The 19964-nt window shown below is 46.6% G+C and carries 17 protein-coding genes; 8 read left to right on the top strand and 9 right to left on the bottom strand.

Going from position 1 to position 19964, the window contains the following annotated elements:
- Positions 1-22 precede the first annotated feature (22 nt).
- Positions 23-1090, bottom strand: a complete 1068-nt coding sequence (locus MKZ09_RS27810) for a glycosyltransferase family 4 protein (protein WP_076207008.1) — start codon at positions 1088-1090, stop codon at positions 23-25.
- Positions 1091-1291: 201 nt separating this feature from the next.
- Between MKZ09_RS27810 and MKZ09_RS27805 the strand changes: the two genes are divergently transcribed.
- Positions 1292-2314, top strand: a complete 1023-nt coding sequence (locus tag MKZ09_RS27805; RefSeq protein WP_076207010.1) for a YhcN/YlaJ family sporulation lipoprotein — start codon at positions 1292-1294, stop codon at positions 2312-2314.
- A gap of 80 nt (positions 2315-2394) precedes the next feature.
- Here MKZ09_RS27805 and nagA read toward each other — a convergent pair whose 3' ends face one another.
- From nagA to MKZ09_RS27765, 8 genes are all read right to left on the bottom strand, one after another.
- On the bottom strand, positions 2395-3579 hold the full coding sequence (gene nagA / locus MKZ09_RS27800; protein WP_076207012.1) for an N-acetylglucosamine-6-phosphate deacetylase: 1185 nt from the start codon (positions 3577-3579) through the stop codon (positions 2395-2397).
- Positions 3567-4295 carry a glucosamine-6-phosphate deaminase gene (gene nagB, locus MKZ09_RS27795; RefSeq protein WP_076134244.1) on the bottom strand — a complete coding sequence of 243 codons (729 nt, stop codon included), beginning with the start codon at positions 4293-4295 and terminating at the stop codon, positions 3567-3569. Before nagB ends, nagA begins: the two co-directional genes overlap by 13 nt.
- Complete coding sequence (locus MKZ09_RS27790; protein WP_076207014.1) at positions 4295-5173, bottom strand: MurR/RpiR family transcriptional regulator; 879 nt, start codon at positions 5171-5173, stop codon at positions 4295-4297. Before MKZ09_RS27790 ends, nagB begins: the two co-directional genes overlap by 1 nt.
- A 228-nt stretch (positions 5174-5401) precedes the next feature.
- Positions 5402-6382 (bottom strand): LacI family DNA-binding transcriptional regulator, encoded by a 981-nt coding sequence (locus tag MKZ09_RS27785; RefSeq protein ID WP_076207016.1) that lies wholly within the window; start codon positions 6380-6382, stop codon positions 5402-5404.
- 197 nt (positions 6383-6579) lie between these two features.
- Positions 6580-8184 (bottom strand): FTR1 family iron permease, encoded by a 1605-nt coding sequence (locus MKZ09_RS27780; protein ID WP_256719259.1) that lies wholly within the window; start codon positions 8182-8184, stop codon positions 6580-6582.
- A 238-nt stretch (positions 8185-8422) separates the two neighbouring features.
- Positions 8423-9760 carry an iron uptake transporter deferrochelatase/peroxidase subunit gene (gene efeB / locus MKZ09_RS27775; RefSeq protein WP_076207018.1) on the bottom strand — a complete coding sequence of 446 codons (1338 nt, stop codon included), beginning with the start codon at positions 9758-9760 and terminating at the stop codon, positions 8423-8425.
- 5 nt (positions 9761-9765) lie between these two features.
- A complete protein-coding gene (gene efeO / locus MKZ09_RS27770) occupies positions 9766-10653 on the bottom strand; it encodes an iron uptake system protein EfeO (protein WP_076134249.1) in 888 nt (295 codons plus the stop codon).
- A gap of 678 nt (positions 10654-11331) precedes the next feature.
- A complete protein-coding gene (locus MKZ09_RS27765) occupies positions 11332-11499 on the bottom strand; it encodes a hypothetical protein (RefSeq protein ID WP_169744806.1) in 168 nt (55 codons plus the stop codon).
- A 215-nt stretch (positions 11500-11714) separates the two neighbouring features.
- On the opposite strand from MKZ09_RS27765, the gene MKZ09_RS27760 reads away from it, so the two are divergent.
- The 7 genes from MKZ09_RS27760 (at position 11715) to MKZ09_RS27730 (ending at position 19938) form a co-directional block, all read left to right on the top strand.
- On the top strand, positions 11715-11939 hold the full coding sequence (locus MKZ09_RS27760) for a helix-turn-helix domain-containing protein (RefSeq protein ID WP_019908812.1): 225 nt from the start codon (positions 11715-11717) through the stop codon (positions 11937-11939).
- A gap of 166 nt (positions 11940-12105) precedes the next feature.
- Positions 12106-12867: a SagB/ThcOx family dehydrogenase gene (locus tag MKZ09_RS27755; RefSeq protein WP_076207020.1), complete on the top strand. Its 762-nt coding sequence runs from the start codon at positions 12106-12108 to the stop codon at positions 12865-12867.
- 193 nt (positions 12868-13060) lie between these two features.
- Positions 13061-14086, top strand: coding sequence for a helix-turn-helix transcriptional regulator (locus MKZ09_RS27750; protein ID WP_076207022.1), 1026 nt, complete (start codon positions 13061-13063; stop codon positions 14084-14086).
- Positions 14087-14257: 171 nt separating this feature from the next.
- Positions 14258-16039: an ABC transporter ATP-binding protein gene (locus MKZ09_RS27745; RefSeq protein ID WP_076207072.1), complete on the top strand. Its 1782-nt coding sequence runs from the start codon at positions 14258-14260 to the stop codon at positions 16037-16039.
- Positions 16036-17775 carry an ABC transporter ATP-binding protein gene (locus MKZ09_RS27740; RefSeq protein WP_076207024.1) on the top strand — a complete coding sequence of 580 codons (1740 nt, stop codon included), beginning with the start codon at positions 16036-16038 and terminating at the stop codon, positions 17773-17775. The genes MKZ09_RS27745 and MKZ09_RS27740 overlap by 4 nt, the downstream gene beginning before the upstream one ends.
- Positions 17776-17807: 32 nt before the next feature.
- On the top strand, positions 17808-18224 hold the full coding sequence (locus MKZ09_RS27735; RefSeq protein WP_081394349.1) for a hypothetical protein: 417 nt from the start codon (positions 17808-17810) through the stop codon (positions 18222-18224).
- Between the two features lie 814 nt (positions 18225-19038).
- Positions 19039-19938 carry a hypothetical protein gene (locus tag MKZ09_RS27730; protein WP_076207026.1) on the top strand — a complete coding sequence of 300 codons (900 nt, stop codon included), beginning with the start codon at positions 19039-19041 and terminating at the stop codon, positions 19936-19938.
- Positions 19939-19964: the final 26 nt, after the last annotated feature.

Below are 19964 nucleotides of genomic sequence, written 5' to 3'. Positions count from 1 at the left end.
AGGTTTTTTTGCGTGATTTCGGTTAGAAGATGGCATAGGAATTCATCATTTCACGAAAAGATTCCGCATACTTTTCTGTTCCAAAGCGTGAGACCATATATCCTCTTCCTTGCTGGCGGAGACCCTCTCGCAGAGGAATATTGTTCATAAGCTCCAGTCCTTCGTTGACGGCAGTTGGAATATTGCCTAGCGGGTAAAATTTACCCGTGACATTATGAACAATAAAGGATCTGACACCATCGGAATCTGTACTAAGTACGGGACAAGTGCAGCAAATCGCTTCGGCAACAGCATATCCAAATCCTTCTGTAATGGAGGTGGCTAACAGGAAGCCACCAGAATTAGCGATTGAGGAATAATAAATTGGCATTACATGATTAGGAATATTGGTAAAAGTACTTAGACGATCATTCAGCCCTAAGGCGTGTAGCTCCTCCTGAAAGGATTGTTTCTGATCCTCTGCGGCTAAATTAGGATCATGGAACATCCACAAATGAATATCTGGTTTATAAAGGCGAATTTCATGGGCGATTCTCAAATATTCCCGCCAATTTTTATTGCTCTCTAGCCGGCCTACCCAAGCGATAACCGGATTAGCGGGAGGTTCAGCAGGGATATGCTGAAAAGACTGGACATCAACAATATTCGGAATTACATAACGATGCAGCCAGGGACAGATTTCAATAAACAGCTCCAATAAATGATCGGTTGGCGGGATTAGTACTGCATTACAATAAGAACGTAAATAAGGGACGGCATCTCTGATCAGAGTTTCCGCATGACTGCGTTTTCCAAGGCCTTGAGATTCGTATATCATAATACCGCGGTAACCGAGTTCACGCAGACGTTTCAGTAATAAATAATCAGATGTAACAATAATGGCATCGTAATTATGGGTCTCCAGCAAATTTCTAATTTCTTCATCTGAAGATGAGACAAATACCGGAAAATTGGTCGTATTCTGGCCTGAACCCGGCATTAGATATAAAACATGGCATTCGATCCCGCTTCGCTGGAGACTTTCACATCGCAGCTTATTTAATGTCTCCACCCCGCCACTCGGTACATAAAACGTAAATAGAACTTTCATGCACAAGCCTCCTGACTTTTGCGGAGCATTACCGACTTGTTGAGATATGGCTTACTGTTTATAAGATACGCCGATCTGCACTCGCGGGTGACGGTCAAAGCGGCATAGTTCCAAATCCTTTCAGGATAGCTTGTTCTTCAGAAGGTCATCCTAACGATCGTACACTGCACACATACAACATTAGAGATGGAGGATGAATTCATGTTGCGATCCAAGATCAGTATGTCAGTCTCAGCTGCATTGCTTCTCGGCTTGGTGAGTATTACGGGGTGTGGAACCAATACGGCAGAAAAATCGAATGTGCAAACCAATAGTGTCCGGGGAGTTAATGATGGACGTATTGGTGTAAACTCCGTACGCGGCGGTACGCATAACATCACTAAGATGGAAGTCAGTCAAGAGCTTGCAGATCGAATTGCTGCTATGCCTGAAGTCCGCTCAGCGAATGTAATGCTTGCAGGAAAAAGCGCGTATGTAGCAGTTACTTTAAATGATGCAACTGCTGGCCTGCGAGCCAAAGGGACTCCATCGTATCGGGCAAAATCCTCAACCACTCCTCACAATTATGGACCGACTGGCGTAATGTCTGGTACAGGAAGAGTGAAAATTGGCCGTGATGGAATGAATGATACTGGAGCCGTAACAAATGGTATGAACGGAGCCTTAAGAGGTACTGTAAATACAGTTCCTGGTACAACAAGTACTGGACCGGCAACCAGAAATGGAATCAATGGCATGGGTAATTTGGGAGCGGGTATGTTGGGAACAGGTACTGGTACAGGTACGACAAGAAACCATACTTATAATAATGGTCCTCTGCTGAACAGCAACGGCTCGAAACATGATGTAGATATGGGGATAGGAAAAGGTATGGGAACTGGAATGGGCATGCGCAGTACCACTCCTAGTACCCATGATACGAATTACAGAAGTAATTCGACGCATATGTATAACACCAATAGCACAAATAACACAAATAACACAAATAACACCATAAATACAAGAGAAACAGAAACAGTTACCAAAGCAATTAAAGATAAAATTGCTGCAGAAGTTAAAAAACATGATGCGAGAATTAAGGATGTATACGTATCAGCAAATCCTGACTTCGTGGAACGCGCCAATGTTTATGCTGAAGAGGCTCGTGCCGGTCATCCGATAAAAGGATTTGTGGATGAATTCCGCACCATGGTTGAACGAATTTTCCCAACACGTAATTATTAATGATTTTTGTGATCTAAATAAAAAGCAACAATCTCACCATCTGGAGAGAATTGTTGCTTTTTTGTTTGGAGCTAATTTTATTAAGTGGTGATTGGACGTCCGCCGATCCATACGCCGCGAATATTAAATTCAGCATCAAGGCGCAGGATATCGCCGCGTTTTCCAGCCTCCAAGGAGCCAATGCTACGTTCCATTCCAATGGATGTCGCTGGCGTAAGGCTTGCAGCACGGGAGGCTTCTTCCAAACTGAGTCCTACCTCTTGGATCAGATAACGGAAGCCGCGAATCATCGTAAGTGTGCTTCCAGCTAGAGCAGCAGGGTTATCTTTAAGGGTGGCGATGCCATCTTGAACGAGTACAGGTAAATCACCGATTGTATATTCACCATCACTAAGTCCAGTTGCAGACATGGCATCAGTAATCAGTAATAAATTGTTCTCTTTCTTGAGACGGGTCAATATAGAAATGGCTGCGGGATGAACATGAATCCCGTCGGCTATAATCTCTGCGCGAATTCGCTTATCGAACAAAATAGCTCCAGCCGCTCCAGGCTTACGGTGATGTAGGGGTGTCATCGCATTGAACATATGCACGGCTTGGTTAAGTCCAGCATCTGCTGCGGCAATAACCTCTTCAAAGGAGGCATCCGTATGCCCAAGTGCTGCAGTTATACCGTGCTTGCGCAGCCAGAGGATAGCCTCGAGTGCACCTTCACGTTCCGGAGCAAGCGTGACTTGCCGGATCATTCCTGGATAATCGTTCTCCCATTGTGCTAGCCACTCAATATTGGCAGGAACAATATGCTCTGGATTTTGTGCGCCGGACCATTTCGGGCTGATGAAAGGTCCTTCCAGATGCATGCCTGCAATTTGTGTGTAAGGCATTTCAGCCGCGCGATAAGCGCTGACTTCGGAGAATACTTGGTCAATAGCAGACTTGGAAGCGGTCATGGTTGTAGCCAGCATTGTTGTTGTTCCTTGGGAACTATGGAACTTAGTGATGGCATTCAGCGATTCAGTATCACTGTACATAAAGTCGTAGCCAGCTCCACCATGAACATGTACATCTACAAATCCGGGGATCAGAAGATCCGTTGCTTGACCACTGGCAGGCCAATGCGCGTAACGCTCTGGAAGCCAAGCCGCATCGCCAGCATAGTGAATCTGCTCTCCAGATACGGCAATCACACCGTGCTCAATTAAACCTTGGGGAGTCAGTACCTTACCTAACAGCAACTGTTCTAATTCTTTATTTATTTCAGCCATTTGCCTGCTCCTTCATCTACGAGAACGATTACATTTGGATGGCTCTGCAGCAAGGATGCAGGGCATTGGGTTGTAATCGGGCCTTCAACAGCATTGCGGATGGCTTCAGCTTTGCCGGCACCACGAACTATTAAGAGGATTTGGCGCGCTTTTAGGATGCCTCCAATGCCCATCGTGATCGCTTGCCGAGGGACTTCGTCCAAACTGTCGAAGAATCTGGCATTCGCTTCCCGGGTATCTTCAAGCAGGTCAACGACATGGGTTTTGCTGCTGAGGTTAGCATCGGGTTCGTTGAATCCAATGTGGCCGTTGCTGCCAATACCGAGTATCTGCAAGTCAACGGGTCCGTTTTCTTCCAGCATTTTATCGTATGCAAGGCATTCTGCTTCCATATCCGCTGCGTTTCCGTTAGGGATATGTGTCTGTCCTGGATCAATATCTATATGGTTAAATAATTGCTCGTTCATGAAACTGCGATAGCTCTGTGGATGGTCGACAGGCAAGCCGATATACTCATCCAGATTAAAGGAAGTTGCTTTAGAGAAACTCACAAGTCCTTTTTGGTGCATTTCAACCAATTTGGCATAAACACCAACTGGAGAGCTTCCGGTCGCAAGACCGAGCACGGCTTTAGGATTGCTTTGCAACAGGCTGGCGATAAGATTCGCACCCGTTTGTACGAAATCTTCATCACTATGGAACTTTAGAATATTCATTAGGATTGTCCTCCTCGTTTGTTTCGGTATTGTTGGACATTGAGATAAGATTGCTCCAGTCTAGGAATAAAATCCCCAAAACGGGTGCTGACCATTCCAGTGAACAAAATATCAATGATGTGAAGCTGAGCTATGCGTGAGGCCATGTCTCCCCGGCGCATGCCTTTCTCCAAAGATGAGGAGAATAGGGGGATATCCGCCAGAGTAGCCAAGGTGCTGCTGCCATAAGAGGTTAGTGCGATAGTGCTTGCTCCGCTAGCTTTCGCGCACATCAAGGCATCAATGGTCTCGGGAGTCTCTCCCGAATAGGATACTGCGAATACGACATCACCTTCGGAGAGTGATGAAGCAGAGGTAATCTGCATATGGGAATCAGCAAAAGCAGTGCAATGTACGCCTATGCGGATCAGCTTCTGATAGAAATCCTGAGCGACAATGGAAGAGGTCGCCATCCCGTATAGATCAACGCGGCGTGCTTGGCACAATAAATTAACTGCTGCCTGCAGTCGCTCCAGATCTAACAGTGAAGTAGTATCCCGGATGGAGGTCAGATGGTTCGTCTGCATCGCTTCCACAATCACGGAGAGTGGGTTGCCGGCTACAATATCTTGATAAGAAGAGCCACCATCCTGCGGACCGGCATCACTATGAGCAATTTCTGCTGCCAGCTTCACCTTGAAATCTGGAAAGCCTTTAAAATGAAGCACTTTACAGAAACGTGTGATCGTTGCCGGGCTTATTCCGCATTGTTCTGCTAATTCTGTAATGCCCATATGAACGATTTCGCCTGGTGAGGAGAGAATTCGTTCAGCCAGCTTTCGTTCCATTTGAGAGAGCTTGGCCTTCTCATGCTCGAGTGCATGCAGTATTGGGGACATCCATTCATCCACCTCGTTTCAATGAGAAATTGAAATTATTTTTATAATTATTAACTGAATGTAGAAAATTATTTTCATACTTAGGATAAAACAAATTCCATTCGGAAGCAAGGGATAAAAATGAATACTAGAGGAGAAAATGCAAAAATAAAAAACGGCCTGCTCGCAGAAGGCTGCAAAGTGGACCGTTAAATGATGTAATTACGGAGATATAAGATGAAAGGGATACTATACTGTATTGCGTTCTATAATACGGTACTCAAGCTTGCGGTGGACGGGTTGTCCATCATTCCGCTGGATCTGATCATAGATAATCCGAAAAGCGGATATGCCCATTTCAGTTAACTGATTATCTACAGTGGTCAGACCTAACGTTCGGCCTATAGGCTGATCATCAAATCCTATGACGGCCAGATCCTCAGGAATGCGGATACCCATTTTCCAAGCTTCGATGATTAAACCAGCCGCTATATGATCGCCTGCTGAAATAATCAGGGCATCAGGACGATTTTTCATCTGCAGCAGTTGGTGAAGTACGCGGGCACCGTCCTCCTCGGTCAGACAGTTATAGATCATCCATTCATCAATGTAAGGCTGATCTGTAGCCTTTAGAAAGTCTCTAAAGGCAATTTGCCGGATTGAGCTGCTGCTGCCGTGTGGTCTTCCTTCACAGTACCCAATATGGCGGTAACCTTTATCATTCAAATATTGAAGGCCGCTGCGAAAAGCAGAATAATGCTCAATATATACAGAAGAAAATTGGCGTTCTCCTCTATCCTGACATACCACAATAGGACCATAAGCTGTATATTCTTCAATAGCTTCTGAGCTCATTGTTGAAGAGACCATAACTACACCGTCAATTTCTTTGTTCCGCAGCATCTCAAGCACCTTAATTTCTTCTTCAGTACGATAATCGGTTTGGCAGAGAACGAGCCGGTATTGAGCCAGCAGTGCTTCTTGAGCCAAGCCGGCAATAATGACTGAGAAATAAAATAAGTTGGTATACGGAATAATAACAGCTATAGCTTGAGTCCGCCCCGTGATCAGATGCACGGCATTCATATTACGCGTGTAGTTTAATTTTTCAATAGTATTTAGGACTGCGGTTCGTTTGACTTCACTTACATAAGGGTGATTATTGAGCAACCGCGAGACTGTTGTCACAGAAACACCAGCCATACGGGCAATTTCTTTAATATTAGCCATTAGAGTACAACAGCCTCCCTTTGGTGCTTGTGTATAGTCATTTTATTTTATCATATTGTCCGCAAATTACCTCCCAAATAAAAAGCTTGCTATGGAATCCATTTCATAAATTAGACTGTAAATGCAAGAGATTACCGGACTAAACCGGCGTAACCACCAGGGCGTGACGGACCGGTAGATCTATTGTATTTATAAAACTAAGCTGTTCGTGAAGCCTTTGGCGATCTGTTCCGAAGCAGCTCCCACACAATAAACAGCAGGACAAGCAGCTGTGGAAGCAAGGTTTCCCAAGTTGGATACATGCCAAGCCAGTTAATTGAAGGCAAGCCCTCTTGTACATGTGCAGGAAGTTTGCCGGCGACCTGAAGCGAGTGAATGCTCTCCCCAAGAAAGCGGAATACTAGGTAATAAATCAGAATTGTAGCTGTACGGAAGAAGGCGGCAATTGGCAATTTTGCACTCAAAGCAATAATTGCATAACCTACAATACCAAGAATAATCAGAGCACATCCAATCCCAAGCAGTAATTGAGACAGCTTGATGGATGGAGCCATGCCCACATAAAAGATTGTAGTCTCTGCACCTTCACGTAAAATAGCAAGCGCTGCAATGGAGGACAGTGACCAAAGATTTCCTTTGGCCAGCGCGCCATCAACTTGCCTACCCACGTAGTTGTTCCAATTTGCAGTGTTTGATTTGCTATGTAACCAGCGTCCGATTGTGAGCATCATAACTACCGCGACAAGACCAGTAATCCCTTCAATCATCTCCCGTGCTCCCCCGGAAGCTGCCCGAGAAATGGTATAAGTGAGCACAACAGCCAATCCGATACTTGCGATGAGGCCTACAGCTGCACCGGACCAGATCCATTTTTGCGCTTTGGCGTTGCCATCACGTTTCAGGTAAGCAAGAAGTGCTGACAAGACGAGAATAGCCTCAAGTCCTTCGCGCAACAGAATCAAAGCGGCATCCCAAGCATTATAAGTGGTCTCACCAGCCAAAGGCGTTAGTTCGCTAAGCATATTGTCCATGATGGTTAAAGCTTGATCCAGTTTAGGTGGATTTGAGAGCAGGTAACCTGTGACAGCCGCACTCTCATTTTCGATATTGTTGTAGACTGTTGGTGAGGCGATCTGGACTTGCCCTTCGGCAGAAGGCCAGGCTACGATGAATTGCTCCATGATGTTAGCGGCCTCTGTGCTGTTATTGTCTTTGGCAGCGGAGGAAGCTTTGTTCAGGTAGCTGATTAATCCCTCTATAGAAGCTGGTTCACTGGAAGTGTCCCCAGCATCAATGGTTTTGCCTTCACTGTAATCAGCCAGCAGCTGATACAGAGCTTCTGCTTCCGATTTCGCCGACTCCTCGCGGAGCGGTTCAGCCTGCAGCGCAATCCGCAGCAGGCTTATTCGCGTCTCCAGCAGGCTGTAGACGGCGGAATCGTCCGCCCGGATGTTGCGCTCCGCCGGCTTCCATCCGCTGACGATGTCGCGGTACGCTGCCGCTGCCGCGCTCCAGTCGGCGCTGCGCGCCGCATCCCGCGTGCGTTCCGCCGCGGGCAAAAGCTTCGCCGCCGTCTCGCGTCCGGCGGCTCCAGTGTCACCGCCGGCCGTGCCGGAGGCGGCGGTGACGTACGCGTCCACGCTTCTCGCGAGCGTGGACAGTGCGGTTTTGGCGGGCTCGCCGCCGCCCGCCGCAAGGGCTTTCGCCGCGTCTGCAAGCGCGGCGTCAACGGCAGCAGCCGAACCGGCGAGTGCCGGGTCCGGCGTGCCTGTGTTCGCGGTGCGCCACAGCGCAGCGAACACTTCTACATCGGCCGCGGCCGCGTCCCAGCGGCTCTGGCCGGCTTCGACGAGCGCGCTGCCGACCGGCGGCAGGAGCTCATCGACCGTGCCATCGCCCTCCGCCCCCGCGGGGCTGGAGAGCAAAAGCATACACAAAAAGCCAAACAGAATCAGCAAGGCAACCTTTGGCATTTGCCGTTTAGGATGCGTAAGAGATAACATCGGGATAATCCCCCTTCAATAATGGACAGCCATAAATTTAGCTTAGTAGTGATTCCCCGATAAAGCCGCCACTGCGGACACCCGGGAAGCAGGCAAATACCGCGCTGCCGGTGTGAGTCATATATTCGTTCAGGAGATCAGTCTTAGAGAGGCGCTGCTGAATGGCAACGAATTGTTTCATTAAATCACGTTGAAAGCTAATGAATAACAAACCTGCATCAAGCTGTCCCGTGGTGACGTCCAAACCGCTGGAAAAAGAGTAGGAGCGGCGCAGCATTTTGACTGTACCGTCACCATGCGCCAATGCGGAATGTGAATTCGCCGGAATGACAGGTTTCCCGGAAGCGTCCGCTGCTGAAAGATCCAGATCATCGAATTCATCCTTAGCTCCGAGTGGAGCTCCGGTGTGACGATAACGCCCGAAGGTAGCCTCCTGATCACTTAGCGAAGAACGATCCCAGACTTCAATACGCAGACGTACCCGGCGTACCGCCATATAAGTGCCGCCGCTCATCCAAGAAGGACCGTCACTGCTGTTGTTCCAGACCACTTTGTTCATTTCAGTGTTATCGGTTGTATCGGGATTGCCCGTGCCGTCTTTGAAACCCAAAAGATTGCGTGGCGTAGCCCCCTTGGGATCCGCTGCTCCAGTGCGTTGAAAACCTTCCTGTGTCCAGCGCAGTACAGCAGTCCCCCGGGCGATACGAGCCAGATTGCGGATCGCATGGAATGCGACCTGCAGATCATCCGCACAGGCTTGCACACAAATATCCCCGCCACACCATTTCGGATCAAGATTGTCACCCGCAAATGCCGGAAGATCGGCCAATAGGGCTGGGCGTTTCGAAGCTAAGCCGAATCTTTCATCAAAAAAGGAAGGGCCAACACCAAAGGTCAGCGTACACCTTGCAGGATTTAGCCCGTCCGCTTCCCCGGTGTCTGAGGGCGGAAGATTGGGATTGTCATTCACGTCACCAATAAGCTCGCCAGTAGTAAGAGCGGCAGCGGCAGTAGTCCATGCTTGCATTAGTTTTTTCACATCGGCCAGTTTGGTTGTGGTGAAATCAAAGGCAGCAAAATAAATAAAGTTCTGTGCAGGTGTCAAAATCCCCGCCTGATGGCTCCCATAAAAAGGAATGGAACTGGAATCACCTTCTGCGGCTTTCGTTGGCTCAGCTACAGCATTACGCGCAGCCATAATTCCACCGACACCTCCGCCCCCTAACAAAAGACCAAGGCCAGTGGCGCCAGTAAGCCGCAGCATATCGCGGCGGCTTAATTTTTTACCAAATATAGGTTCATTCTTCGATTGATCATTAAGAGCGGGACTTTCAGGATTACCTGGTACTCCAGTAAACTTGTTATGTTTATTCATGAGGGTCACACTCCTAGAATAGTTCCCATATTGGACAATGGCTCAGCCAAGGCGTCCAAATTCTGACTCAGTTTACGTACTTCATCTTCTTTCAGCTCTTCATAGGAAACATATCCATCTCCGGATTTGAAAGGGGCAAGCTCAGCTTGCAAGGCAGCGAATCGTTCACCAATGGTTTTTTCAAGCTCGGCATCTTTTTTAGCTAGTTCTGGTTTTAACAGCTCGTATATCTTTTGTGCGCCCTCGACGTTTGCGACGAAATCATACAGGTCTGTGTGCGAGTAACGTTCTTCCTCTCCGGTTACTTTGGAGGAGGAGACCTCATTTAAAAGCTCAACAGCACCAGTTACGAGCAGATTCGCGTCGATCTCAACGGTCTCAACTTTCGCACGCAACAGCTGTGCATCCTTCAGCAATTGGTCAGCAACTTCTGTCATGTCTTTAGTTGTATTGTCCTGCCAGAGTGCTTTCTCAAGCTTGTGGAAACCGCGCCATTCTGCCGCATCTACATCATTTTCCCGGGCATCGATGTTTGGGTCCAAGTCACCAAGTGCTTCTGCAATAGGCTCAATCCGTTCATAATACATGCGAGCAGGAGCGTAGAGCGCCTTAGCCTCATCAATCTTGTCCTCTTTTACAGCGTTGGTGAAACTCTCTGTTTGCTTCACAAATTCATCACATTGCTGGATGACGTATGTGCGATATTGATCTATAGCTGACGTGAAGTCAGCTGTGGCAGTCTCCGGCGCATTGGTAGCCGCAGCAGTCTCCGGTGCATTGGTGGCTGTAGTGCTGTTGGCAGCAGTATTTGTAGAATTGTTATTATTGGCGCATCCGGTGAACAGTATGGAGGCCGCAAGTAGACTTGCAGAGACAGCATAAGTAAATTTCATTAAAAAAAACACCCCTTTTTTTATATCTAAATGATAATCGTTATCAATTATACTGGACTTATCATAAGTCCGTATACAATTACTGTCAATATAAAAATGTGATGTATCTCATTGTAATAATTGCACGACAAAAAAACTCCCAGGTATGGGAGTATAGGTTGTAGCAATGTATCCGATTACAATTGAAAAAGCAGAATAGTAACCGCCCAGCGAACCAGTGAACGTACACAGTAGTATGTAACCGGCCCAGCAAACTTTTGCGCATAAGCAGTAACTAAAGGACCCAGATGACACTAATTGCAGCATTATTCGATATTTGAGTCGCTATCGGACCGCATAGTCGCTATTGGCTTGAAAAGTACCCTATATGAGCCTGTTTCTAAGGAATAGTGTCACTGGTGTCCGAAACTTCGCTCAAAAGGCGATAAATTTGCAAATAACGCCATCTGGGTCCGAAGGCCTCAGTTGGGGCTGATGAATACAGTATAGAAGCGGGCAGCCGACGGTCCACAACATAAAGTAGCGATTCCCATTAATGGCGAATCGCTGCTCTATATTGTTTACGATGTTTAAATGAAGCGAACCGTCTCATTTATAGTTAATTAAGCTGTTAATGCGACAGTCCCATTCTTTGAAGGTTTGATCTGCTTAAGAATAAGATCAAAGGTCATCTGCTTTTTATCGTTCATTATGGGATTCATGATCGGCAGAGGGTTGGTTTTCGAACACTTCTGCAGCTTCCTCTGCAGAAAATTCAGGTTCGAATTTACCTACGAGTGGTAATTTGTTTAATTTCGTAGTTTGTACTTCTGCTTTGGTAGGTTGATTGTTTTTTGAATGGCTCATACATACACCTCCTTTAATAAGGAACAACAAACCGTAGTTTGCCCTGAAAAAAGATGTTCTTATTCATGAAAATTTCAGGCTTTTGCATTTGAATGAACTAAGCCCATTTTATAATTGTTACAGCACCATTAACATCAACAATACATAATATGTTTTGACTGTATCCCTTTACCTTGTTATACCAAACAAACCCAGGGCAAGGAGGGGTGACACCATTGAAGGGGAACGAACACCACAGCAAATTTCTGTTGACTCATCGTGAGCGCGAAGTTTTTGAGCTTCTCGTGCAGGACAAAACGACTCGTGATATCGCTGGCTTATTATTTATCAGCGAAAAAACAGTTCGAAACCACATTTCCAATGTAATGCAAAAACTAAACGTTAAAGGCCGTTCACAAGCGGTTGTCGAGCTGATCAAGCTTGGGGAGCTGAAAATATAGCTGGCCATGTCTTCGGAAGTGACGCGTTTAAGCCTTCTTTTGCCCTTCGGGGCAAAGGGAGGTTTTTTGTTTACTCACCAAAACAACTGAAGAGTGAGTTAGATCACCGTATGATTTTTATGACATGATAAATTAGAGACATTAAGGTAGTTCAGGAGGATCTGCTATGACCAGATATGAACAACAAAGAAATTTTCTGAAATCCAATTTTCATGAATTCAAACATATCAAAACAGATAAAATCAAGGGAATTGCACAACCGCCAATTGTTAAGCCATTTGATTCAGATGCACTAATTATTGATTTGCCCAAGGTCAGCAAAGACGTTGTGAGTAAAGAAAATATTTTTGATTGTATAGATCAAAGAAGAAGTACACGGTTCTATTCTGAGGATACTGTTAGTCTGGAGGAGTTATCCTATTTATTATGGGCTACCCAAGGGATTAGCGGTATGAATAAGAACGGGCTTACGCTGCGGACTGTACCCTGCAGTGGGGCGACACACACCTTTGAAACCTATTTAATGATTATGCGTGTAGAGGGCATTGGGCAAGGGATCTACAGATATCTGCCTGTGGAACATAAGCTTTTATTTATGTTTGAATTAGATCAACTTGAACAAAAGATTGATGCTATTACTTTGGATCAGCCCTTTGTCCCTAACTTTGCCAAAAAAGCTTCTGTATTGTTTGCCTGGAGTACCACACCCTACCGCTCTGAATGGAAGTATGATATTTCTGCTCACAAAAAAATCCTCATCGATGTTGGACATGTCTGCCAGAACCTTTATTTAGCCAGCGAATCCATCGGTGCAGGTGCTTGCGCAATTGGAATCTATGATCAAAAGTTGGTTGATGAGATTTTAGAATTAGACGGCGATGAAGAGTTTGTTATCTATCTTGGGGCAGTTGGGAAGAAACGAGAGTAGCTATGAATGCTAGATACGGCATCGGAAGTGACGCATATAAGCCTTTTTCACTCTTCGGGGTGGGGAAGGTTTTTTGATTATAATCCAGTGTATTTGCCCAACTGCTCAGTTTGAACGAAGAGGGAATCGTAATGTTTAATTGATAATCATTCTCATTGCATATATAATTAACCCAAAGTAAGAGGAAGCAGGGATGAGCATGGAGCGAAGCAATGGACTGAAAGAAGCAGAAACGATTGATGCCCATAAGACGCTTACATGTGAAGGGGTAGATTATAATTATCGTTTTAATGGGGCTCACTTTGAGATTAAACCTCCAGTCGAAATAGGGGAAGGCAGTTGCCGCAGTCTGCTTAGCCATGGGTATATTCAGATGACAGATTTTAATCTCCGTTTTAATCGGGATATCGAAGCGAAGGGCAATTTTAGCACTCCGCGTACAGAGCTGGCATTCTGCATGGGGCATGGCATTGAGTGGGGGACCTCGCTGAAATCGGACTATTTTGTTATAGATACGGGAGAAATTGCGCTGTTTCATGGCGGGGTAAGAAGTGAAAACTGCACATACCTGAGTGGAGCGGGGTACCGATTCATCAGCATAGATATGAGTCCGGCACAATTTGAGCGGATGACCAGTGGTCTGACTGAGGATACACGGATTCGCATCGGAGCTGGTGCGGGTTTGTTTTTTGGGAAAAATAACATCACACCATCCATCCGCTTCATTCTGTCGCAAATTGCGGATTGTTCCTATAGCCATGGCATGCGTGAACTTTATCTGGAGGGCAAAATGCTGGAGCTTATGGCGGTCTATCTCAATGAATCTTTATATGAAGCAGATCGGATTCCACGCTCGGTCAAGCTGTCCAGAGAGGATATGGAGAGCTTGCGGCTCGCTAAGGAGATTTTGCAGCGTGATTATTTGCACCCGCCAACGCTTGCAGGCCTTTCTCGCATTATATGCCTCAATGAGTTTAAGCTGAAAAAGGGCTTCAAGGAAATGTTTGGTTATACCGTACATGCTTACGTTATCGAACAACGGATGCAGAGAGCGCAGCAGCTGCTGGAACAAGGGAGTATGACTGTAAGTGAAGCAGCCTCTAGGGTTGGATATGGTAATGTGAGTCATTTCTCGGCAGCCTTCCGCAAAAAGTTCGGTGTGCGTCCAGGAGAATATCTGATCAGCGGCAGGCAGCGTCTCTTCGGTATTAAGTTGTAAGTCCGTATCCTGCACAGATGCTCCTGATTTGGTTAATTATAATCCCTTAAACGGTAGCAATTGTGAACAACGTTCCTATACACTAGTGCACAGAGAATCATTCTCAGTGCACTTTTTTTGCGCGTAATTACCAAGAGTGGGGGAACAGCTGTGAGTAAAACCAAAACCGGCATGCCAAGGCTGCTGGAGATCGCCGGAGAGAAGCGAGGTTTGCTGCTCTTGTCCGGAATATTGTCATCTGTCAGCGCCGTATTAATGCTGATTCCGTTTTTGTCTGTTTATTTCATTTTAGCAGAGCTGCTGCGCCATGCTTCAACGCCTGGACAGGTCGACGGTGCGTATATGATCCGCTGGGGGTGGATTGCACTTGGAGGGTTAATCGGAGGGCTGGTGACTTCGTATTGTGGTATTATGTGCTCGCATATTGCGGCTTTTCGTATTCAATATAATTTGCGTGTGCGAATGACCGAGCATTTGGGCAGATTGCCGCTCGGTTTCCTGAATGGGACATCAACTGGCGTGGTCAAGAAAACGCTAGAGCAGAATGTCGACAAGGTGGAAAATTTCGTAGCGCATCAGCTTCCCGATTTCGTCAGCGTGCTGGCTTCTACGGTGCTGATGATCGTGGCGATGTTTTGGCTTAGTCCGCCGTTGGCGGTAGCTTGCCTGCTGCCGATAATTATAGGATTAGGTGTGCAGTCAGCGCTTATGATGAGCAGCAGAGGCAAGGCCAGTGTGAAGCAGTATCATGATTCGTTGGAGCAGATCAATACTTCGGCGGTGCAGTATGTACGGGGGATGCCGGCGGTTAAGGTGTTCGGGCAGACGGTGCATTCTTTCAGAAAGTTCTACAGTGATATGACCAGCTACCGCGATTATTGTCTGGAGTATACGGACCGTTATCAAACAGGCTATATCTTATTCAAAACATTGCTGGCGTCACCGTTTACCTTTATTTTGCCGGTAGGCGTATTTATGCTAAGCGGTCGACCGGATTCCATGTCCTTTGCGCTTGTACTGCTGTTCTTTCTGATTATGGCACCCGGCGTTTCATCTCCGCTCTACAAGCTACTTCTGCTGGCTTCAAGCACTCGGGATATTGGCGAAGGCGTGGAGCGGATGGACCGTCTCTTGGCACAGCAGCCTGTACCGGAAATAGCAGAACCGCTATCCCCGCATACTTTTGACGTTGAATTTGTGGATGTAACCTTCTCCTACAGTGAAGATGCAGAGACTGCAGCGGCGCTCAGTGAAGTCTCATTCCGTGCGGAACAAGGGAAGGTTACAGCACTGGTAGGCCCGTCAGGTTCGGGAAAATCGACGGTGGCCAGCCTGGTGCCGCGGTTCTGGGACCCGCAAGTGGGTGCGATCCGTATCGGTGGAGTCGATATTCGCCATATGGCGATCCATGAATTAATGAATACAGTTGCTTTTGTATTTCAGGAAACCTTCCTGTTCTATGACACTTTGTATGAGAATATTGCTGTCGGCAAACCGGGAGCGACTTTGGAGGAAGTCCAGGCTGCAGCCAGAGCGGCACAATGCGACGAGTTCATTACTCGGCTGCCGCAGGGATACGATACGTTAATTGGTGAAGGCGGTGTCTATCTCTCGGGTGGTGAGGAGCAGCGCATTGCGGTAGCTCGGGCTATTCTCAAAAACGCACCAGTGCTCGTGCTCGACGAAGCGACTGCTTTTGCCGACCCGGAAAATGAGTTTCATATGCAGTTAGCACTTACGGAGCTTATGCGCGGCAAGACGGTTATTGTCATTGCTCACCGACTTTCCTCTATACGTGAAGCTGCACAAATTCTGGTGCTGAGGGATGGGGAAATCGTGGAACGTGGAGAGCACGCAGGTTTGATTGAGGCGGACGGGCTTTACGCAAAAATGTGGCATGCCTACAGTGACGCCGGAGATTGGCATATGGAAAAAGGAGGGGATCAGCTATGAAGGTATTGCATAATATTACTGCCGGCAAACCGCAGCAGTTGCTGAAGCCTGTACTTTTTTCTTTGCTGGCTAATCTAGTCAGTGTGCTTCCGTTCGCGCTTGTAATTGAGGCGGTGCGGTTGATTTTTGCTCCTTATATTACTGTAGGCGCAGAACTTCAGACAGAACGCCTTTGGTGGATCTGCGCAGGGCTTGTCGCCGTCATGGTGCTGATGTTCCTGAGTGAGATTCCCGCCTATCGCACCGCTTACCGCGGGGCATACAATGTTGCTGCACAGGGACGTGCGGAATTAGCAGAACATCTGCGGAAGCTTCCGCTGGGTTACCTGACTCGCCGGGACCCAGGTGATTTAGCCAATATGATGATGGGCGATTTCACGCTCGTTGAGACGGGCATTTCACATCTGCTGCCACAGCTTGCGGGGGCTTTTGTACTGCCGATATTTGCACTTGCTGGTTTACTGTTTCTGGACTGGCGGATGGCGATTTCCATGTTCGTAGCGCTGCCGGTTGCTCTTCTGATCATGTATCTATCGGGCAAGCTGCGGCGGAGACTCGGAGCGGATCATATGAAGGCCAAGCTGAACGCTGCGAACCGATTGCAAGAATACTTGAACGGCATACGGGTGATGAAAGCCTATAACCTGACGGGAGAACGATTTGTCCGTTTGGATAACTCTTTTAAAACTTTGATGAAGGAAAGTGTGAAGCTGGAGGGGATGTTCGGTCCGGTTATTCTAACCGCTATGGCTCTTCTTCGTGCGGGACTGACCTTAATGGTATACGTAGGTGTTCATCTATTATTAGGCGGGGAGCTCGGTATTTTGCAGTTGGCAGTATTCCTTATTGTCGGCACACGTATCTATGATCCATTGACTACGGCGCTAGCCAATTATGCCGAATTCCGCTACAACGAACAAGCGGGTGAACGTATAGTAGATCTGCTCCGCCAGCCGGTAATGACAGGTGCTACGAGTCCTCTTCCTAAAAGCAGCACCATTCGGTTTGACAATGTAACCTTCAGCTATGGAGGAGAGCCTGTTCTCAAAAATTTAAGTCTGGAAATGCCGCAAGGTTCACTGACTGCAATTGTGGGTCCTTCAGGCAGCGGCAAGAGTACAGTGCTGCGCCTGATCTCACGTTTCTATGATCCCGATGAGGGAAGCGTTCTGCTAGGTGGACGCAACATCAAGGATATTGATCCAGAACATCTGCTAGGATCCGTATCGGTGGTGTTTCAGGATGTGTACCTGTTTCAAGATACCATTGGGAACAATATTGCTTTTGGGCGGCCGGGGGCGTCGCAGCGGGATATTCAGCAGGCAGCGCAAATGGCTCACTGCCATGATTTCATCATGAAATTACCGCTTGGTTATGACACGCCGGTAGGCGAAGGCGGCAGCACGCTCTCCGGAGGGGAGAAGCAGCGAATTTCCATTGCCCGTGCGATTCTCAAGAATGCTCCAATTGTGCTGTTGGATGAAGCTACTGCATCGCTTGACCCGCAGAATGAGGCCGAAATCCAGAAAGGAATTGATGCGTTGATTACGGGCAGAACCGTCATTGTTATCGCCCACCGGCTGAAAACTATACGCGGTGCGGACAACATTATCGTACTGGAAGACGGTCGGCTGGTCGAGCAGGGACGGCATGATGCCTTACTTCTGCAAGGTGGACTGTACGACCGGCTCTGGAAGCTGCAACAGCAATCCGTCGGATTCCGCATCACATCTTAGGCGAAGCTCAGCACAGTTTAGGAGGGATATGTATGGCTATAACAAAGGATGAATCCGCTTGGCCGATCATAAGCCTTAGTTTGGGGGAGGCATTTGATCAGGAGACAGTAGAAGAATATATCGCTTATTGGGAAGAACTGCTCGCGCGCCGATCTGGCTTCGGCCTGCTGATGGTGCATTCTGCTGAGAAAAACACACGTCCAGAGCGTGCGGTCACACAGCTGTATATGAACTGGTGCAAGATGAACAAGCGGGAAATCGCCCAATATTGTTCAGGCATCGCGGTCGTAATGCAGAATGCTAAGTTGCTTGCTGTCTACAAGCCAGTTACAGCGTTGTCCACTAAAAGAACCTACGGCTGCCCCGGAGGTGCTTTCTCCGGAGAGGCTGAGGCGATAAGGTGGCTGGAGGAGCAGTTGGCTAAGACACCCTCGGGTACGAAAACCTAATATAGCTGCCCATATTTTGGGGATACACATTTAAGCTTTCTTCACCCTTTTAGGTGGGGAAGGCTTTTTTTATCTAGAAAGATAAGAATCCGCCAACCCCTCACAACCAACGTGTCAGAGTAAGCTTTTTGAAATGTAAATGGGGTGTGTTGGATGAAGATAAATAATAATTATATACTATGACCAAGAAGTTTGTAGAGGAATTAGGTTTTTCAAACATTAGAGGATGATCTCTTAAAATATAGACCATTCTCTAGTCCTATGGAATATCCTTTCTTTCAATTCCCTAATCCTAGTTTAGATTGGAATAAGTGATTTAATAAACCTGTAGATGAACACTGCCAATGGGTATTTCAAGTGGTCGAAGAGATGATGGAATTCTTTATTATTGACTTGCTGAAGTTTACCTGATGACCAACCAATCCTAATAGATTTGGGAATAATGCCTGAATTTATATTACCTTTTATCCCGGAAGAGAGAATGATATGTTTTTATACATCCGATACGGAGATTGAGAAACACAGTAATAAATCTATGATTAAGTTCTCCAATGAAATAAAGAACGCTTCCACTAAGGTGGACAGGTGGACATCAAAACTATAGAAAGAACACCAAACATGAGCGTAGAAGAACAATTTAGGTTAGTTCGTGAACATTTTAAAATGTAGGGATGACCGAGAGGTATACCTGCTCAAAGAAACCATTCCTTTGTCAGGGATGGTTTCTTCATAACTAGAAAAGTACACAGGTGTGCCCTTATAATAAATAGGAGCAAGTATCTGGCAGTAGACTGATGATGAGGGGAGAGAAGACATGTTTTTCTTTAAGAAAAATAAAGGCATCACAGAAGAGGCGCTGCAGGCCCTGGTTGAAGGCTTGGAGCAGGCTTATATGGATAAGGATGAAGAAGGTTTGAGCAAAAGATTTCATCCAGATAAGAGGGGAATGTCCTTTTTAAATCACTTTCAATTAATGATGACATTTCAAATCTATAATATAAAATCTGAAATCCTCGAATTTGAATTACTGTCGATGGATGCCACTAAAGCAGTCTTTACATACACTCGGAAGCACATTCATACCTGTGTTAACCCCGCCGATGAACGCGAGGAAAAAAGAAATCAAATTATCAGTTATTACGTTGAGGCTGTGAAGGAGAATGGTTCAATTTGGATTACGAGGTACAGCCCTTATAGCACGATTTTTGTAGATAAGAAGGGTGATTTCCTTAGTGGTGTGGATGCGGTCATTCCTCCTGGAGAAGAGATCAATTCAGGCATTGCGCGATTCATCCCGTATTTTCAGCTTGATAGCTATGTACCTGCAACCTTCCATGTCTACAGTAACAGTCAATTTATCGGATATTATCCGCTGGGAGAATATCATCGGTACGAACCTTCGCATACGTTCACGATTAATTATTTTGATAAGATAGAGGCAACTTCTGTAGAGAAGCATACAGCGGATTATATCTCCCAAGAGACCTTGTTGACCGCTCAAGTACTGCATCAGACTGATAATAGCTCTATAGTGGAGACGCAGTTGATGAACAATAATGTATTAGAGCATGAACTTGTTACCAGCCTGCTTACGAAGGATGGGTTCTATATGATTAGATTTCTGTATGACAAAGGAGAGCCGATCCCGCCAGAGGAGCGAGAAAAGTGGAAGCGTGAGATGGTCACTTTAATAGAAAAAGAGCACAGCAGTTAACACAGAAACTTGCCGTTACAGACAAC

The sequence above is a fragment of the Paenibacillus sp. FSL R5-0908 genome, assembly GCF_038006245.1.
Taxonomy (GTDB): domain Bacteria; phylum Bacillota; class Bacilli; order Paenibacillales; family Paenibacillaceae; genus Paenibacillus_AQ; species Paenibacillus_AQ odorifer.
Note: the sequence above shows the minus strand (reverse complement) of the source record. Positions and strands in the feature narration are given on the sequence as shown.

Coding starts and splice junctions, on each gene's coding strand:
- MKZ09_RS27740 (WP_076207024.1), top strand. CDS start 16,036: ATGAAGGTATTGCATAATATTACTGCCGGCAAACCGCAGCAGTTGCTG.
- MKZ09_RS27790 (WP_076207014.1), bottom strand. CDS start 5,173: ATGTCCCCAATACTGCATGCACTCGAGCATGAGAAGGCCAAGCTCTCT.
- MKZ09_RS27765 (WP_169744806.1), bottom strand. CDS start 11,499: ATGAGCCATTCAAAAAACAATCAACCTACCAAAGCAGAAGTACAAACT.
- MKZ09_RS27750 (WP_076207022.1), top strand. CDS start 13,061: ATGAGCATGGAGCGAAGCAATGGACTGAAAGAAGCAGAAACGATTGAT.
- MKZ09_RS27805 (WP_076207010.1), top strand. CDS start 1,292: ATGTTGCGATCCAAGATCAGTATGTCAGTCTCAGCTGCATTGCTTCTC.
- MKZ09_RS27745 (WP_076207072.1), top strand. CDS start 14,258: ATGCCAAGGCTGCTGGAGATCGCCGGAGAGAAGCGAGGTTTGCTGCTC.
- efeB (WP_076207018.1), bottom strand. CDS start 9,760: ATGAATAAACATAACAAGTTTACTGGAGTACCAGGTAATCCTGAAAGT.
- MKZ09_RS27735 (WP_081394349.1), top strand. CDS start 17,808: ATGGCTATAACAAAGGATGAATCCGCTTGGCCGATCATAAGCCTTAGT.
- MKZ09_RS27730 (WP_076207026.1), top strand. CDS start 19,039: ATGTTTTTCTTTAAGAAAAATAAAGGCATCACAGAAGAGGCGCTGCAG.
- MKZ09_RS27810 (WP_076207008.1), bottom strand. CDS start 1,090: ATGAAAGTTCTATTTACGTTTTATGTACCGAGTGGCGGGGTGGAGACA.
- nagA (WP_076207012.1), bottom strand. CDS start 3,579: ATGGCTGAAATAAATAAAGAATTAGAACAGTTGCTGTTAGGTAAGGTA.
- MKZ09_RS27785 (WP_076207016.1), bottom strand. CDS start 6,382: ATGGCTAATATTAAAGAAATTGCCCGTATGGCTGGTGTTTCTGTGACA.
- MKZ09_RS27755 (WP_076207020.1), top strand. CDS start 12,106: ATGACCAGATATGAACAACAAAGAAATTTTCTGAAATCCAATTTTCAT.
- efeO (WP_076134249.1), bottom strand. CDS start 10,653: ATGAAATTTACTTATGCTGTCTCTGCAAGTCTACTTGCGGCCTCCATA.
- nagB (WP_076134244.1), bottom strand. CDS start 4,295: ATGAATATTCTAAAGTTCCATAGTGATGAAGATTTCGTACAAACGGGT.